This window comes from Enorma massiliensis phI (assembly GCF_000311845.1).
GTDB classification, from domain to species: domain Bacteria; phylum Actinomycetota; class Coriobacteriia; order Coriobacteriales; family Coriobacteriaceae; genus Enorma; species Enorma massiliensis.
The window spans coordinates 185,999-202,432 of the sequence record NZ_HE978574.1 but is presented as its reverse complement, the minus strand read 5'-3'; the positions used below and the strand labels follow the sequence as shown (position 1 = coordinate 202,432).

General features: G+C 65.2%; 14 protein-coding genes. 3 read left to right on the top strand and 11 right to left on the bottom strand.

What is annotated here, in order from left to right; genetic code table 11:
- Window positions 1-436, top strand: a 436-nt coding sequence (locus HGEM_RS10300) for a hypothetical protein (protein WP_035100501.1), incomplete at its 5' end; no start/stop codon positions are given.
- A gap of 72 nt (window positions 437-508) precedes the next feature.
- Window positions 509-1,567, top strand: a complete 1,059-nt coding sequence (locus HGEM_RS00805; protein WP_035100499.1) for a zinc ribbon domain-containing protein — start codon at window positions 509-511, stop codon at window positions 1,565-1,567.
- Between the two features lie 87 nt (window positions 1,568-1,654).
- Here the strand turns inward: HGEM_RS00805 and HGEM_RS00800 are convergent, their stop codons facing one another.
- From HGEM_RS00800 to HGEM_RS00775, 6 genes are all read right to left on the bottom strand, one after another.
- Window positions 1,655-1,906: a hypothetical protein gene (locus tag HGEM_RS00800; RefSeq protein ID WP_230197197.1), complete on the bottom strand. Its 252-nt coding sequence runs from the start codon at window positions 1,904-1,906 to the stop codon at window positions 1,655-1,657.
- A gap of 188 nt (window positions 1,907-2,094) precedes the next feature.
- On the bottom strand, window positions 2,095-4,236 hold the full coding sequence (locus tag HGEM_RS00795) for a hypothetical protein (RefSeq protein WP_020424273.1): 2,142 nt from the start codon (window positions 4,234-4,236) through the stop codon (window positions 2,095-2,097).
- Window positions 4,237-4,917: 681 nt separating this feature from the next.
- Window positions 4,918-5,304, bottom strand: a complete 387-nt coding sequence (locus HGEM_RS00790; protein WP_019127492.1) for a hypothetical protein — start codon at window positions 5,302-5,304, stop codon at window positions 4,918-4,920.
- A gap of 102 nt (window positions 5,305-5,406) precedes the next feature.
- The gene (locus HGEM_RS00785) at window positions 5,407-6,057 is read right to left on the bottom strand and encodes a hypothetical protein (RefSeq protein WP_019127491.1); all 651 of its coding nucleotides are present in this window, start codon (window positions 6,055-6,057) and stop codon (window positions 5,407-5,409) included.
- Between the two features lie 82 nt (window positions 6,058-6,139).
- Window positions 6,140-9,091 (bottom strand): primase-like DNA-binding domain-containing protein, encoded by a 2,952-nt coding sequence (locus HGEM_RS00780; protein WP_230197196.1) that lies wholly within the window; start codon window positions 9,089-9,091, stop codon window positions 6,140-6,142.
- A gap of 20 nt (window positions 9,092-9,111) precedes the next feature.
- Complete coding sequence (locus tag HGEM_RS00775; RefSeq protein ID WP_019127490.1) at window positions 9,112-9,357, bottom strand: helix-turn-helix transcriptional regulator; 246 nt, start codon at window positions 9,355-9,357, stop codon at window positions 9,112-9,114.
- 308 nt (window positions 9,358-9,665) lie between these two features.
- Between HGEM_RS00775 and HGEM_RS00770 the strand changes: the two genes are divergently transcribed.
- On the top strand, window positions 9,666-10,946 hold the full coding sequence (locus HGEM_RS00770; protein WP_230197195.1) for a tyrosine-type recombinase/integrase: 1,281 nt from the start codon (window positions 9,666-9,668) through the stop codon (window positions 10,944-10,946).
- Between the two features lie 324 nt (window positions 10,947-11,270).
- On the opposite strand, the gene HGEM_RS09615 is transcribed toward HGEM_RS00770, so the two are convergent.
- The 5 genes from HGEM_RS09615 to HGEM_RS10295 form a co-directional block, all read right to left on the bottom strand.
- Window positions 11,271-12,305, bottom strand: coding sequence for a BspA family leucine-rich repeat surface protein (locus tag HGEM_RS09615; protein ID WP_019127488.1), 1,035 nt, complete (start codon window positions 12,303-12,305; stop codon window positions 11,271-11,273).
- A gap of 78 nt (window positions 12,306-12,383) precedes the next feature.
- A complete protein-coding gene (locus HGEM_RS00760; protein WP_019127487.1) occupies window positions 12,384-13,460 on the bottom strand; it encodes an FHA domain-containing protein in 1,077 nt (358 codons plus the stop codon).
- Between the two features lie 114 nt (window positions 13,461-13,574).
- The gene (locus tag HGEM_RS00755) at window positions 13,575-14,510 is read right to left on the bottom strand and encodes a PP2C family protein-serine/threonine phosphatase (protein ID WP_019127486.1); all 936 of its coding nucleotides are present in this window, start codon (window positions 14,508-14,510) and stop codon (window positions 13,575-13,577) included.
- Window positions 14,511-14,594: 84 nt separating this feature from the next.
- Window positions 14,595-15,701, bottom strand: coding sequence for an FHA domain-containing protein (locus HGEM_RS00750; protein ID WP_019127485.1), 1,107 nt, complete (start codon window positions 15,699-15,701; stop codon window positions 14,595-14,597).
- 76 nt (window positions 15,702-15,777) lie between these two features.
- A partial coding sequence (locus tag HGEM_RS10295) for a BspA family leucine-rich repeat surface protein (protein ID WP_019127484.1) occupies window positions 15,778-16,434 on the bottom strand: 657 nt, incomplete at its 5' end.

Here is a 16,434-nt window from a genome sequence, read left to right as displayed (position 1 = left end):
CGGCCCCTGGCAGGACCGCTACACCACGAACGTCGGCACCGCGCCCGACGGCAGCGGGGTGTACCTCTTCGCCGTCGGCGCGCCGTTCTTCGCCACCGACGGCTACTTCGAGGGCGACACGTTCGTCTCCGTCGCCAACGGCGTGACCGACCCCGACTTCGCCACCATCACCCTCAAGTCCGCAGAGGCCGAGGCAGCGACCACGCAGCCCGCCGACGACGAGGCGGCGTTCGTCGCCACGGCCCGCGCCGCGCTCAAAGTGCCGGACGACCCGTCCATCACCTACACGGTCGGCGAGCCCACCTACTGGGAGGGCGCGGACGCGTACACCACCTACATCGAGTTCCAGCAGGACGGCGAGACCGTGGCCTTCGCCAACTGCTGGGACGACGGCACGCCCGCGCGCAACATCTACGCGTACACCGCGCCGCGGTAAGGCCGCGGGAGCGCGGCGGCGCCCGCGCCGCGACAAGCCCCTTTCGAAAGCAAAGATCAGAGGAGGAAGACCATGTTCTGCCCGAAATGCGGCAAGGAATCCCCCGAGGGCTCGGCATTCTGCCCGAGCTGCGGAGCCGCGCTCCCCACGGCCACCGAGCCCGCCTCGGCCCCCGCGACTGAAGCCGCCGCACCCGAGGCGCCCATCTACGAGCTGCCCGGCGAGCCCGCGGACAGCGCCCCCGCCCCCGTCCGGGTAGCGCCCACGGCGGCGCCCGAGAAGCCCAAGAAGCGCTCCAAGAAGCCGCTCGTCGCCGCCGTCGCAGTCGTCCTCGTCGCGGCAGCGGGCTTTTCGGCGTGGCGCCTGCTCACCGCGACGCCTGCCCACGTCGCCGAGCAGGACCAGAGCGGCACCTCCGAGACCGTCTACGAGGACTTCGAGGTCGGCGAGGTCAGGCTCCTCACCGACGGGGACCTCGGCCCGCGCCTCGAGGTCTCGATCACCAACAACACCGGCGAGATCGCGACGAGCGTCGGCTTCGACGCGACCGGCGACATCGCCATCACCGACGAGTACGGCGACGAGGGCACCGTCAACGCCGACCTCAACCTCGTCGCCTGGGAGCCGGGCGTGTACGGCGGGGCCATCGCCTACCTCCAGCCCGGCGAGAACACGGTGACGATCATCCCGGAGTACCCCTCCGGCGTCGTGGCGAGCTACACCCCCGACCAGGGCGACACCCAGGAGTTCCGGCTCGACGAGGTCGAGAACATCGAGTTCGAGGTCGGCAGCACCCGCGGGCTCGGGAGCGGCGAGCAGCTCCTCACCCCCGAGGACTGCGGCGTCGAGATCGAGCTCTCGCCCGACGGCTCCATCACGGGCTCCATCACCAACAACACCGACGTCCGCTGGCGCCGCGCGACCGTCCACCTGCGCGCCGAGAACGCCGACGGCACCCCCGCGACCATGGGGCTCAACGATAGCACCAACGACGAGGCGTTAAACTACGGAGAGATCACGGTCGAGTACGTCCGCCCGGGCGAGACCGTCGACCTCGAGAAGGGCGCCAGCATGTACTACGACCCCGCCCGCGTCGTGGCGACCTATGTCGTCATCGAGGAGGACGTGTAGCGGGTTTCCGGGAACACCCCTCTATAGCGAAACGGGAGGCCGATGGCCTCCCGTTTCTTTTTTTCGGCGGCCCGGTGCGCCGCGCCGTTATTCGCCTGCGGCCTGGAGCTTACGCTCGAGAACGGCCACCTGACGGTTGAGCCGGGCGTTCGCAGCGGACAAGGCGAGCGCGCGGCCGCGCTCGTAGGCGCGCTGGCGCTCGCGCTCGGCGACCATCACGGCGATGTCGTGAACATGCATGCCCGTGAGGTCGGCGACGCCGCCGTCGTCCACCCCGAGGTCGTGGAGGGCCTCGACGACGAGCGCCTCCATGGGGTCGATGGTTGAAGTCTCCAACAAAATCACCTCCTTCGAAATCTTGTCGTTTCCGCCACGATACCCGTCTTCTCTGCACGCGAGCTCGGGATAGAAAACTTGCGATCACGCAGCTAAAACGCGTATGCGGTGCCTGGAAGCCCGCTGACAGCCCGATGCGGGCGAGCGCGTACGGGAGTGCCCGGTCGCTCACGCACGCGCCGTCAGCGCCGCTAGGCGGCCCCCGAATCGCCGTATCCGCCGTCGCGCTCGCGTGCGGGACGGAAGCTCGAGGACATGGTGCCTGCCGGCCCGCTCTCGCGAGCAACCTCGTCCAGCCTGCCGTTCAGCTTCTCGCGGAAGAACCTCGACACGCCGCGCTGGATGCGGTTGGTGTTGCTGTCCTTCGGGTCCGCGCCCCACTGCGCGTCGCGCACGTCCTGATCGGACAGGCTGTTCAGCGTATCCATGCAGGTCTTCGCGGCGGCGTCGAACGCAGGACCGAGGTTCATCTCACGACGCATGTAGCCCAGCACGTGGTAGGCGATGCTGGATGCCCGCCCCACAACGCTGCCGAGGAACTGCTCGATGCGCCCTGCGGCCTCATCCTTCGCTTCGGAGTAGGCGCGCGCCCGTGCGTCGGCGCGGGTGTTCGCCGCGTCGCGCTCGGCTGCCGCGCGGACGCTCGCCGCGTCCCGGTTGGCTCGGTCGAGCTCCGCGTTCGCCGAAGCGAGGTCGGCGTTGCGCGCCTCGACGGCGCGGCTCGTCGTCTCGAGCTCCGTCTTCGCGAGCCTCAGCTCGCGCCGCTTCTCCGCGAGCTCTTGATCGAGGTTCGCGCTACGCTCGTCGAGCTCGGTCTCGCGGACGCGGAGCTCGGCCGCGCGCTCGTCGAGCGAGCGCTGGTCGACCTCGAGCTTCTGGATGCACTGCGCGACGAGGTCGGACCGCCCCTCGACGCCCCGCTGCGGCTCGTTGACGTCCTCGCCGCGCTCGTTCAGCACAAGCAGGCGCGGCTCGAGCTCGTCGCGAGCGTAGCGGCGGACGGCCTGGGCGCGGTCGCTCTCGTAGAGCGCGTCGCGCGCGGAAGCCGGCACGTCCGTGACCCACCACGCGCCCTCGGCGCTCGTGACGGCGCAGCCCTTGGCGTCGCCGCCCAGCGCGCCGGTCATGGCTGTGTCAAGCAGGGCGCGCGCCCGCTCGACGTCGAGCTCGCCGCTCTCATCCTCGTACCGCGAGAGGTCGGCCCAGTCGCCGGTGAGGCCGGAGCCGTCGCCCTCGTAGACGAGCCGCCACAGCGCGAGCGCATTGCCCGCGAGCTGCGCGGGCGTGAAGAGCTTGGCGGTCGTGGGCGGCTCCCAGCCCTCGCGGTCGATGGCGTTCGCCGCGCGCGCTCGGTCGAGCGCGCGATGGCTCCGCATGACGCGCATGGCGTGCGCGTCCTCGTCGGCCCTGAGCCGTGCCTGCGCGTCCTCGAGCGCCTGCCGGTCGAGGCCCAGCTGCTCGCGGTCGCTCTCGAGCGCCTCACGATCATCGGCGAGCTGCGATTGGCCCTCGGCGAGCGTCGCCTGACCTTCTGCGAGCTGCGACTTTTCCGCATCAAGCCCTTCACGCTCCGCCTGAAGCTCGCGCTTCTTCTTCGTCTCCCATTTCCTGACTCGCTTGAACTTGTTCGCGGACATGCCCGCGGGCAGCACCTCGTCGCCGTCGCGCTTGTGCTGGGCGGCCGACTTGTGCTCGGTGATGTCCCAGCCGCGCGAGTTCATCTCCTTCACGAACACGCGATGCATCTCGCGGATGCGCCCGGGGCTCATCGTCTCGCGCGAGAGATAGCGCCCGTCCTCGGTCAGCATGCGGTCTGCGACGTGGATGTGAAGCCCGCAGTCGCCGAGCTCGTCTGAGCGCGTGAGGCCGCGCTCGGCCATCGCGCCCTCGTCGACGTGGACGGCGTACGCGTCGGGCTCGTGCTCCTCCCCGTGGCCCATCCATATGCCGAGCGATTCGAGCGCGTCCTCGACGAACTTCTCGCGCTTCTTCGCGTCCCACGTCGCGACCTCCTCCTCGTCCGGCGTGATGATGAACGCGCCGCCGACGGGAGCGAGCGCGGAGAGCTTGCGCCCGCCCTCGGCCTGACGCTTCGCGGAGTACTCGTCGCGCTTCCGCACGAACCAGTCGGCAAGCGCCGCGCCCGACGTGCCGCACCCCTCCGGGAACGAGTACGTGTTCATGTGCGAGCGCGACGTGTCGAGGTTATCCGACACGCTCGCGCGCTCGTCGCCGAACTCCTCGCATGCCTTGTCGTAGGGGATCGAGTTCTTCGAGCGGGGCGCGCCGGGGGCCGCGAGCTTCGCCGCGGTAACGCCGCATCCGAACGACATCTGTGACCATCTCCTTCCGCCATGAGGCGTGAACAGATCTCTTCGCGGGCATGAGCCCGTGAACGAAAACATCGCGAGCATCAGCTCGCAGGAACATGAGGCGCGCGGCTCACAACGCTCGTCGCGCTTGGCACGCAAAGGCGTGCGTGGAGCGAACGCGCCCGCTCGCGGAGCTCGCGTGCTCGTGCGGGCATGAGCCCGCTGGAGCGAAAACGCTCGCTCCGAGCAACGGCTCGGGCTTCGCTCCGCACGCTTCGCGTGCTGACAAAACGCCCTCGGCCGAGCCGAGTGCGTGCGCCAAGGGGCGCTGGGTTTGACGCCGCGGGAGAACCCCGCGGCGCAAACGTCTAAGATGTGCGCCCATAGACGTTTTTAAGCCGCATGATGCGGCTCCAAAACGTCGATGGGCCTGCTCTCGGGGAGCTGCGCTCCCCGCCGCAGGGGCACCCCCTCGGCCGGCGACGATGCGCCGTCCCAAAAGCCGCTCGCACCGATGTGCTCGCGGCCTGTGTCACCGCGCCCGTCTTGTTGCTCGCACCGATGTGCTCGCAACGTCGACGGCGCGGCGACACATGCGCGGCCTCGCGTGCACTAACGCCCCACTGCCGGGGGACTGCCGTGCTCGCTCGCCGCGCTCGCGCGTGCGCGCCGCGTGCGGGACTGATGCCCGCATGCCGGCGCTTACGCGCGCGAGCCCGCGCGACGGATGCGCTCGAGCTCGGAACGCAGCCGCTCGTTCTCCGCTGCGATGCGCGCAGCATCGAGCGCCTGCTCGAGCGTGTTGCGTTCGGCGTTCAGATTCTTCAGGCGGCGGCGGTGATCCGCCTTCACCTTCTGAATCTTCGCGTCCTGGTGCTCGAGAAGACCCTCGAGCTCTGCAACACGCTCCTCGGCCGCCTCGAGCGGCGTCTGATGGACGCCGCTCTCACCGCCCGCAGCGGACTTGTCCGTGACCTCGTCGGCACTCACGGCTGCCTCGTTCGCGGTCGCGCCTGCCATGCCCTCGCGCACATCGGCAGCCGACACGATGGTCTGCTGCTGCGTGCCCTCGGCCATCTGATCGCTCATCGTTCACTCACTCCTTACAGTCGTTTTCTGTCACGTTTCGCTCACACGCCCGAACACCGACGGGCGCACCACACGACCCAGTGCACGGGCCGTGAGGAAGCGCTAATCCGCGCGGTCGTTGAGGTTGTCGAGCGCGTTGGCGGCAGCCTCAACCGGGTCAACCGCCCACAGAGGAATGCAGACCTCGCAGCCGCCGCACGTGCTCAGGTCCTCACACCCGCACTCAGAACAGCTCGGGAACGTGTACGAATACAACTCGCGCACCAAACAGCTCAGAACGGCGTAGCGCGCACCGCCCTCCTTGAAATCCTCCGCGAACGTATCGTCAATGAGGATGCGATGACGATGGTCGTTGGCGGTGTCACCGTCCTGCGCCGTGACGATGCAACAACTCCAAGTGACAGCAGAATCGGAGCACTCAGCACGAACGCGCTCAGCGATGGCTTCGAGTTCAAGCGCGTGCTTGGCCTCAACATGACGGTTGATGGCTTCATCTTGGGCTTCGAGTTCGCGTTCAACGAAAGCGTCGGCCTCGGCCTCAAGCTCGTCGAGCTCGCTGTGGTAACAGTCGGCGCGGCTCGGGCGAGGAACGTCAGGCTCGCACGCAGCCGCGACCTCGTTCGCGGGCTGACAGGCGTCGAGGTCGATCTCGAACGGCTGCCCAGCAGCCTCGATAGGGCCGACCGGGACCGGGGCCCACGGGATAGCCGGCTGGAACGCCGGGGCGTTAGTGGTAGTGAGGTTAGCAGTCATGGTAGTTCTCCTGTTCACGGGTAGGTGTCGGGAAGCCCGCGCACCACGCGGGACACGCGGGCTGGTCGTGCGTGAGCGAGCGCTAGGGCGCGCTCGAGGCGGGGTCGGGGCCGGGTGCCGGCTCGGCGGACTCCTGCGGGGCATCCTGCCGCGCGTCATCGGGCGGCGTGGCCGCCCCAGAGCCTGCTGGCGGCTCGTTCGCATGGGCGGGCTCACCGGTGGACGCGGGGGCCTTCTCCTCGTCGTCAGCGGGCGCTGACGGCTGGTCGAGCGTCTGAGCTGGGGTTTCGTGGCTCGTATCATCCTCGCTGATGCGGAGAATATCATCGGTCGTGACCCTCTGCATCCGGCTCAGCAGCTCGCTCCGGGCGCGATCGGGGTAGTCCGGCGTGAGAACGCACGGGCCGATGCCGGGCACGTGCAACATCAGCTCACGGCCCGCGTGATTATTCGGCGCGTTGCGGCCCGTGCCGACGGGAGTGTAGTCGCCGATCGGGAACAGGCCCTCGCTTTTCAGCAGCGCGCTCACGCGACCAGCCGCGACCCACTCCTGCTCGGTCGCAGGCGCGCAATAGAGCTCGATGGGGTCGAGCTCGCCGCCCACGTCGGCGATGATGGACGCCCCGGAGGCCTCGACGGCATCCAACAGCGGCTTCGCCTCCTCAAACGTGCACGTAGACGTGTCGTCGGGCGTGGTCTCGGGCGTGTCATCGGAGCCGTTGTTACCGCCGTCGAATCCGTCGTCCACGCGGAAGAGCCACCCGCGCTTGCGGCTGTCAGGGAGCGTCGAGCGACGGCACCATGCATGGAGCTTCGTGGGCGTCCACTCGCCGCTCTCACGTCGCGTGCAGTACAGCGTCGCGTCCTCGAGGTACTGCGCCGACTCGTCCGGGTTGCAGTTCTTGCGGACGTCGTAGGCCGCACGTTTACCTGCGGAATCGCGGGGCACATAGAACTTGTCGCCCTTCTCGACGATCTCCTCGAGACTATCGCAGAACTTGGTCTTGCCGACAGGCTTGCCCGTCGGGTTGTTGTGCTGAGCCCAGCACTTGTACATATCGTATACCTGCTCGAGCGGCGTCCTCTTGCCGAGCTTCGGCAGCTCCTCATCGACGAACTGACGCAGCGGGTCGGTCGCGAACTGGTACTTCTGTTTCGCGGCGAGCGTGTAGGCGTTCTCCTCAAACTTCCCAATGAAGTCCATCTCGGCGATGGCGTGGTAGTAGATCCAATTCACGACGGCCGGATGCTTCGCCCAATCGCGCAACCGACGATCCTCGCGGCCCGCCCAGCTCTGCGTGAATTGGATGATGTACATGCGCGTGTACATGGCCTCGGACTTGTCGTTGAATCCCACTTCACTGTTAAGACACCAGATGCCGAGGGCATGGTTGCGCCACATGACGGCGCTCTTGTACAGGTCTCGGGACACAATGATGTCGTTCGTGATCCAGGCCTTGATATAGCCGGAGTCGTTGACGTAGCCCGATGGGTTCGATTCGTCGCTCAACAGCACCGATGCGCCGCGCGTCATGGTGACGTACTCGGGCTTTCCCATCTGGTCGAGCGCCGTACCTGCGATGACGCCGCGGCGGGCGTCTTCGGCGCCGTAGGCCTCGCGGACGATCTCCAGCGTGGTGCCCTTTCCGGCGCGCGGCTTTCCGTTGAAAATCACGCCCTGCGAGCGGTCTACGGCGGGGGTCGCCGATGCCTGCACGACGCTCCACCATGCCTCGCGCCCGAGCGGGTCGGGCATAATCTGCTCGAGCCACGAGAGCGGGTCGAACGCCACGCCGCCGTGCTCCTCGGCCAAGGTCGGGTCGTCGTAGACGACGGTGCCGTCCTCGCAGATGTAAGGGTAGGGCACACGCTCGATGGTGCCATCCTCGTTGCAGCCGAACGTGAGGCCGGCGAGGCAGCCATTGATGACGTCGTCATCGGTCATGCGGCGGCCGCGCTTCGTCACCGGGTCAATCATCCACCCACTGCCTAGCGCAACAAGACGCGGATCTTCGCGCTTGACGGAGATATGCGGCACGAGCTGCACGAGCTGCTTGTAGACCTCGATGGCCGTCTCGTGCGTGCACCCCGGAAGGAACGGCTGCACCATCTGCATGAGCTCGGGGCTCGCCTCTTTCGGGCCGAGGGGTGCCTCGATGATGCGGTACGGGCCCCGGTTCGACGTGTCGCGCTGCATCAACATGCCCTCGCCGCGCTCGCCGTCCACGCCGTAGATGTAACGGGAGCCGAACGACTCGCCCTCCCACATGAGCAGCTGGGCAACGATATAGGGCATCGAGAAATGGCCCGGATTGACGCGCTTATCGTAGTCGCGCTGATACAAGGGAATCATGCCCGAAGGCACCTTGACCCACGGGTTCTTCTTCTGCTTCGGGTCGTAGACCCTCGTCTCGCGCTTGAGCACGGCGTCGATGACGGCCATGGATTCCTTCGCGCCCGGGAAGCGGCCGTCGGCCCACTTCTCGCAGTAGCGGCGGAACTCGGGCACGAGCTGTTCGCATGCGAACGCAGGCGGCATAATCTGCCGCTGATACGCCGCGTACTCGTCGTTCCAGCGCTCCATCTCGTCCTCGTCATCGAGCTTCTTCGGTAACGGCGGAAGATCGACCTTCATGTTCGTGGCTTTGGCGACGATGTCGTCGACCACGAGCTGCGAAACGCTGATCTGGAATAGCGACTTCGACATGATCTTGGGCTGGCGCGCGCGGATATAGCGGTTCACACGGTAATAGCCGTCAGCATCCGAGCCGTCATCCTCTGACGTGAGCTGGGCTCCATGGGTGCCCGCAGCCGCGGAGTCATGCGCCTCATCGTCCACTGCCACGGACTCGGAGGCGTAGTCGACCGCGTCGGTCACGTCGACAGACGTGTGCGCTGCGTGTTTATCGCTATTAGATTTTCTTATGGTTGTATCCGAAACATTAGTTGCGGTAATATCACAACTAGTTTCGTTGTTGAAGTCCGTCCCGGATACGCTGGCAGGCGTGGGGCGGGCTTCTTCCTTTTTAATCATAGGAATCAGCCACCCGTCACCTAGCGCTCAAAGGTGCAGCTGCTCAGCCACGCCTTGAGTTCGTCAACCGGGTACACGACGCGGCCGCCGAGACGCGCCCACTTCGGGCCGTTCTTCGAGCGACGGCAGCGCCAATTGCGCAGGGTACCGACCGAGAGCGAAAGCAACTCGGCGGCGCGGTGCTCGTCGACGGCGAGGACGTCGAGATCGTCAAGACTGACGATGAACGCCCTACCGCGTTTGGATACGAATGGAGAAGTCGACATACGAAACTACCCTCCTCAAGGGTCAGTTTCGGTGCTCGACTGATAGTTCCGAAAGGCGGGGCTCGGTCGCCAGTCCTTCCGCGCTGTCGCGGTTCACCGCTGCACATCCTGTGCCGAGCGGTCGGCGAGTGCTCCGGCCGGACGACGAACCCCGGTGCTTATGGAGCGATGCTCTTCGAGACTTAGCGGGTGGTCATCCCGCCGCCCCTGCTGTATACGGTTCACGCTTAATGTATCACTACGCTCATCACGCGTCAATCGCATTTTGCGCTAGAATTGTATGTACATCAGACCTCTAAGGAGCATCTATGTCACGTCGACGTTTGGAAATCGGCGAAGACAACATCGCCGAATCGAAGCCGAGAAAATACACCAAGGAGAAAACCAAGACCGTCAAGGGTCACAAGGTCACGTACAAGAAGACCTTTTGTGAAATGCAATGGTACATCAACCTCGACGGCACCGTATCGAAGCACTGCACCCGCACGGTCGGGAACGACACCCGCGCGTGCACGCAGCAGGCGCGGGCGCACGCGCGGAAGCTGCGCGACCTACACCTTCTGCCGGGCAGCGGCAACTGGAACATGTACAACGACATGGGCGAGTTCGTCGATAAGGTCTGCATCGCGAGCGTCAAGGCCAACGAGTACGCCTCGCCGCTCAGGCCGAGGACGCAGGCGCGCTACCTGCGCTGCCTCACTCTCTTCCATGAGCGCACGCAAGGCATGCTCATCAAGGACGCCATCGTGCCGGCGACGCTCAGCAGCATATTCAAGGACATTGCGGTGAATCACGGCAACCCGTCTGCCAAGCAGTCCGCCAAGATCGTGAGCCGCTACGTCATGGAGGTCGCGCGAAACCGGCAGGTCATCGCGTCGAACCCGCTTCGCCCGCTCACGCTCGAGGTCACGGTACCCGACGAGATGGTCAAGCCGCACCGCGGCGAAGACAAGCCCGAGGGCGGGCAGGCTTTGAGCGCGGAGGAGCGCCGCCGCGTGGTCAACCACCTGCTCAAGATGGATCCGAATGCGCCCGCGCGAAAGCGCTGGTCCGCCGAGCAGATGACCGCGAAACGGCTCAACCTGATCGACATGACGCTCACGCAGGCCACCTGCGGCCTTCGCGTCGGCGAGTGCCGCCTGCTCAAGCGCGAGAACGTCTACACGCGCGACGGCATGTTCATTCTCGAGGTGCTGCCCGAGGCGTCGAAGACCAAGCGCGGCCGCGAGGTGCCCGTCTTCGACGAGCGCGTGGTCAAGCGCCTGCGCCGCCGCCTGCGCAGGCTCCCGAAGGAGCCCGACACCCCGCTGTTCCCCACGCCCGTGACCGGCAAGGTGTGGGAGCGCGGCAACTGCCAGAAGGCCGTCCGCGCGTTCTACGACGAGCTCGCAGACGAGCTCGACATCCCGCTTCTGCGCGAGGTGGGCACGCACGTGTGGCGCACAACGCTCAACTCCGAGTGGGCTGACAAGCACGTGCCGGTCGAGCGCCGCGCTGCCTACTTCGGCCACTCGCCCGAGATGAACCGGTCTCGCTACACCGACTTCACCGACCTGACGGCGCTCCGCGAGCAAGTGGAACAGGGTTAAATACCGTGAAAGTCTCGCAAAGTTGTATGTACGATTGTATGTACATCAGGCGGTGAAACAGGGTGAAATGGGGTTAAATACCGTGAAAAGCGAAACTGCGATTTATCAGGTGAAATACTGTGACAGGGTGCTTTATCAGGTGATATTTTTTAAGCCCATCATAACCCGAAGGTCGTAGGTTCAAATCCTGCCCCCGCGACCAAGCACGCACAGCTCGGAGGTCATACGGCCTCCGAGCTTTTTTGTTTTTCATGGCCGGAATTGCCAGGCGATTTGGTCGACTATTGGCCGAATTATCCACGTGGATAACTTATGCGCCACCACCTATGCTTCGAGGCCTATACGAGCCGCCGCAGCGCGCGATTCCTCGTCCAAAGCGACGCATCCCTCAAGGGTGCCCCGCATCTTGACCGTGTCCGCCCAACGGATCGGCGCCTCGGGCAGTGCCAGGTGCCGCAGGTTCGCGCAGTCGCGGAACATCAGATTCAGGTTCTTAGCAGACGAGAAGTCGAACGAGGATAGATCCAGGCTCGTCAGTCTCTTACAGTCGGCGAACATGAGGAAGAAGTCGCGCACGGCGGAGGTATCGAAGCCCGATAGGTCAACCCATTCAAGCTCCGCGCAGCCCCAGAACATCCCGCTCATGCGACGCACGCCGACCGTCTCGAACCGCGACAGGTCGAGCGACCTGAGCCTGCGGCACTGGCTGAACATGTTCGTCATGGCAGCGGCAGACGAGGTATCGAATCCCGAAACATCGAGCCACGTGAGCTTCGAGCAGCTCGCGAACATCGACGTGAAATCGCGAACTCGTGCGGTGTCGAACCCCGACACATCGATTGCGATGAGCTCGTCGCACCCGTTGAACATGTTGCTCATGTCGGTCACCTGTGATGTGTCGAAATGGGAGACGTCCAGCGTCTGCAGCGACGAACACGCGCTGAACAGGTTCGCCATGTTCGTGACGCGCGACGTATCGACCAGAGAGAGACCCTCGATGCTCTGCAGTTCCCGGCAACCCGCAAACCAGCCCCGCATGCTGACCGGGGCAATGGGCGCCGTGACGAAGGCGCGCGCGACGCCGCTCCACGGCTGAGCCCAGCGCACGGTGTTGGCCTCGGGCATCTCGGGATCGTCTGCGGGCTCGACGATGGACGGATACCCCGTTTCCGGAACCTTGAAAGGACCGGAGAGAAGCTTGAGTCGGTACAGCACGTTTCCCTCTGCATAGCTGGAACGCGCGCAGTCCCACGGCGTGGCGCCGAACACGACCAGCGCGGTGCAATCCTCGGCAAGCGCCTCGCCGGTGGCCGGCTGCGTCTCGTAGATCGACGCGTATACCAAAGAGGACTTCGTCATCGGATACCCTTTCTCGAAAAGCAGGCTCGGCGGGAACGCCGCCTGAACGAATGCCCTGCCCAGGCGGCGCGAAGGGCTTTATGCCGCATCAAGGCAGACCGTGCGGCTTTCGGAGGATAGTAAGAAGGTGATCTGCTGGCGCGCGCCGGCGAACAGCAAGCCGTCGCCGTCGCGCAGCACCACGGAGTCACCCCGCTCGAGCGTAGCCACGATCCGCCCGTCGCGCACCACCGTGGTGCCGTTGGAACCCAGCTGCTCGAAGCGCCATATCTCCTGCGCCGTATCGTAAGCAAGGCGCCCGTGCCTGCGGGACACCAGGTAGAAGTCCTCGGAATACGGCAGCATGATATCCGCCTGGTCGGAACCGTCGCTGCGCTTGACGCCAACCGTCATGCCATCGCGGAGCGGATAGCGCTTGTGACCGAACGCCAGGATGCCAAGGGGGGCTTCCGTCATGAGGCAGGGCGTGAGGGACGGTGCCTCAAGGACGTCGCGCTCTGCCATGGTTGCGGTGCCGGCTTCGGGCGCGATGCCGATCACGGGCGTGGCGCCGGCTTCTGCCATGTCCTCGACGACCGCCTTGCCGCTGAAGACGCCCTCGGGGTTGGCAACCGCGGCCGCGTTCCCGGCAGCCACGGCCGCATCGCCAGCGGCTTCGTCGTGCACATCCGCCTGCTCGTCCAGCGTATCGAAGTAAAAGGACTGCACAATGAGTTCGTCGTCGAGCAGCGCCATGGTCGGGCAGATGGTCACGCGCGGCGACAGGTCGCACCCGAGCTTGCGGTGAAGCTTGGCCTGGACCGCGCCCTCGATGCGCGTGCAAATCTCCGCGGTGCCGTGCCCGTAGTACATCCGCCACGCGGACACGGGAACCTGGATCTCGAAGCGGTCGGGGCACTGGATGTCCGTCACGCCACCGCCCCAGTCGACCAGCCCTCCCATCGCCTTGGACACGACCGCCTCGATGACCTCGCTCGGCGCGGGCGCGACCACCGAATCGCCGCTCAAGCCGGCAATCCACAGGCGGAGCTTGATGATGGGATGAGCATACGAGATGGCGTCGAACAAGCGGGCGAATCTGCGCTCGACGGCGTCGAGCTTGGCGGCGGAGGAGGCATAGGCGCGGTTGGTGCGGCGGCTGTTGCTGTACTTCATGGCGACGTCCTTTCTGGTTGGCTGCCGGTCGTCGAGGCTAGTGTGCCATCGCCCAATCGTCCCGTTGCGCAACCTTGTCCCGCAACAACTCCTGACAGCCCCGCACCAGCGCTGTCACCACGTCGAGATCCACGGTGTCTGCTGCCTGCTCGGCATCTCGCTGCGGCGCACGTCAATCACGACTGCCGTCGCGTTGTCGCTCCGTTCGCCGCCCGCCTCTGCCGCCTCGAGGACGATGCTGCGCGATGCCGTGCACGGCTCACCGTCGAGGGAGAGCAGCTCTGCTATGCGCGCCGCGGGCAGCTGATCCCACACGCCATCGCTGCACAGAAGAATCTTCATACCCTCCCGCATCGGCATGCTCGCTGTCTGCAAGGGGGCGTTGCCGCCGTTTCGCAGCACATGGTATCCCATCGCGGCGCGAAGCGCATTGCCCCCCGCACGGATGCGGCCCCGATCGTTGCCGAATACGTGCTCAAGCCCACCGTCATCGCACAGGACGTAGGCGGTCGAATCGCCCATCCTGCCGAACACGAGCTCCCCCTCGCACGCTGCCACGGCGACCAGGGTTGCCCCGGACCCCTCGCCCAAACATGAGGACACCTTGCTCACGAATGCATCTACCGAGACGAACGCCTGATACATGCACCACTCGCCGAGCACCCAGCGACCCGCCGCATCTCCGACTGCATCGAGGGCCGATTTCCATGCCTTGTCGAACGCCCCGCAGCACAACCTGGACATGACGTCGCCGAACGGCGCGCCGCCAATCCCGTCGCTCAAGCAAGCGCAGTCGTCCCCGTACCAAGCGCAGTCCTCGTTGCCCAAACGGGCGCCGCGCTCGCTTGAGGACGCCGCGACGAGCATGAAATCCCGCACATCTGAGATGTCCTCGACGGAATGGCGTTCGACCGGAGCTTCCTGGGAAGCCGCACCATGAGATAGCTCGTCAACGGGCAGGGCAAGGGACTCGGCGCTCATCTCGGAGCCCGAGCCGGCACCCAGGTCGAACCCGACACCACCCAGTTGCTTGTCTTCGTGGTTATGCATGGTCGTATCCTTTCGATTCGACGGATCGTACGACCCGATTCTCCCTGTGCGAATCGCGCACGTTGTGCAACCGTGCATCTGCGTCTACCCGAGCACCTCGAACCGATAGTTCTCGTCGCGCATGCGGGATGCCCATGAAAAGTTGGCGGCACAGTAGTCGCCAGACAGCACACGGCGCGGAAAGATGCAGATAAGATCGCCATGGTGCAATTCGCAGCTATCACCCTGCAGCAGCACCGGCAACGCCTCAAGATCGGTCGGCGTCACCAGCGTGCCGTACCTGCTGCCCTGCCCGTCGGTGCCCACGTCGGCAATTGTCCAGCGCCCACAATCGAACGTGATCTCGCAGTGATGCCGCGAGGCGTACGCCGCACGGGTGACGACTGGGCAGCGCCCGCGGTCAGCGCACCATGCGCGATCCTCGCGACCGATACGCGCGCCCTGCGTCTCCGAAAAGCGGTAGACCGTCACTGCTCGGGCGCCGTCGTCGAGCTGTGTTGAGTAGTCGAGCGGATCAGGGCCAGCCATCACGACGGGCACCAGCTGGGCCTCCCGCAGCGCAGAATCTGTAACGACGGGGGCGATTCCCCCGACACTCACCGGCGTCTCGCGCAAGGCAAAGCCCATCTCCTGACGGTTGTCGCGCGCACCAGCCAAGCTCGCGTACACGCACGCTGCGATCACTCCGCGCTGCACGTCCTTGATGGTCTCAACGTTATCGGCGAGCACCATGCCCAGCCGTCCAGTCTCGTCATCAATGGCCTGCCAAAAGCCTGGCAAATCGTAGGCGAGGCCATCGGCCTGGAGCGCCGCGCTGAACGCCGTGCGGAACGCATCGGTCCGGATGAAGTTCGCCTTGAGCTCTTTCCACAAGTCGATATCCAAAAAGATTCGACCCGTCGCTTCGAGGTCGTGCGCGACGTCGCGCGCATTCTCGTCCAACAGCTTAGCTACCCGAGAGCCGCGAGCCGTGCGGTCACGAACCAGATGCGCAAACGACGCGTACCTCGACGTCGCTGAAAAGCTCCGCTGTGCTCGAGCGAGCTCGTCTTGGGGCGACAAGCGGTAGACGCGGCTCGCGTCGTACTTCGATTTAACAGCGTTGTCATATGAGGCGAGCACCTGGCACTCGGGCACGCCCGAGAACTCCCTGCAAAACGCCTTGACGAACGTCTTGAGTGCTTCGGCCATAGCGCGATCCTTCCCTGAGACGACCTGCGACCGCAAGCGACGACCGCAACCTCAATGAATGTATCTGACTCAGCCGTTAACGGTTCCTACCGTGGCAGTTCTTGAACTTCTTGCCGCTACCGCAGGGGCAGGGGTCGTTGCGCCCCACATTAGCGTAAGAATCGGCATCGACCGCGGTATCGGCATACGAACGATCGACCACCTCGAAAAAGGGGCAGTCTTCGAACATGAGAGCGAGATCGGTGCCCTCAGGAATGGAAAACGGCCATCCCTTAAGGTTCACAAGCGATAAGCAATCCGCGAACATGTACCGCAAATCGGTTGCGTTCGAGGTGTCAAGCCCGGAAACGTCGAGGAACGCGAGCTCTGTGCACTTGTAGAACATTCCAAGAAACGCCTCCACGTGGGACGTTATGAAGCCGGAGACGTCGAGTGCCCGGAGCGATGAGCATCGAGCAAACATGGAGCCCATGTCGGTAACCGAGGACGTATCGAAACCAGAGACGTCGAGAGCGGCGAGCGCGGAGCAGCCGTAGAACATGTGGTTGAGCCTCGTCGCGGAGGAGGTGTCGAACCCCGAGACGTCGAGCTTGGCAAGCGAGGAGCATCCGGCGAACATCCAGCCCATGTCTGTGGCAGACGAGGTGTCGAACCCCGAGACGTCGAGCGCCCGCAGCGAAGCGCAGCCGTAGAACATCGACTTGAACGACTCTACATGCGGCGTCCTGAAGCC

Excerpts from the sequence above, each read along its gene's own strand:
- HGEM_RS00775 (WP_019127490.1), bottom strand. The coding sequence starts at position 9,357 with ATGTCGACTTCTCCATTCGTATCCAAACGCGGTAGGGCGTTCATCGTC.
- HGEM_RS00805 (WP_035100499.1), top strand. The coding sequence starts at position 509 with ATGTTCTGCCCGAAATGCGGCAAGGAATCCCCCGAGGGCTCGGCATTC.
- HGEM_RS00780 (WP_230197196.1), bottom strand. The coding sequence starts at position 9,091 with ATGATTAAAAAGGAAGAAGCCCGCCCCACGCCTGCCAGCGTATCCGGG.
- HGEM_RS00760 (WP_019127487.1), bottom strand. The coding sequence starts at position 13,460 with ATGAAGTACAGCAACAGCCGCCGCACCAACCGCGCCTATGCCTCCTCC.
- HGEM_RS00750 (WP_019127485.1), bottom strand. The coding sequence starts at position 15,701 with ATGGCCGAAGCACTCAAGACGTTCGTCAAGGCGTTTTGCAGGGAGTTC.
- HGEM_RS09615 (WP_019127488.1), bottom strand. The coding sequence starts at position 12,305 with ATGACGAAGTCCTCTTTGGTATACGCGTCGATCTACGAGACGCAGCCG.
- HGEM_RS00755 (WP_019127486.1), bottom strand. The coding sequence starts at position 14,510 with ATGCATAACCACGAAGACAAGCAACTGGGTGGTGTCGGGTTCGACCTG.
- HGEM_RS00795 (WP_020424273.1), bottom strand. The coding sequence starts at position 4,236 with ATGTCGTTCGGATGCGGCGTTACCGCGGCGAAGCTCGCGGCCCCCGGC.
- HGEM_RS00785 (WP_019127491.1), bottom strand. The coding sequence starts at position 6,057 with ATGACTGCTAACCTCACTACCACTAACGCCCCGGCGTTCCAGCCGGCT.
- HGEM_RS00790 (WP_019127492.1), bottom strand. The coding sequence starts at position 5,304 with ATGAGCGATCAGATGGCCGAGGGCACGCAGCAGCAGACCATCGTGTCG.
- HGEM_RS00770 (WP_230197195.1), top strand. The coding sequence starts at position 9,666 with ATGTCACGTCGACGTTTGGAAATCGGCGAAGACAACATCGCCGAATCG.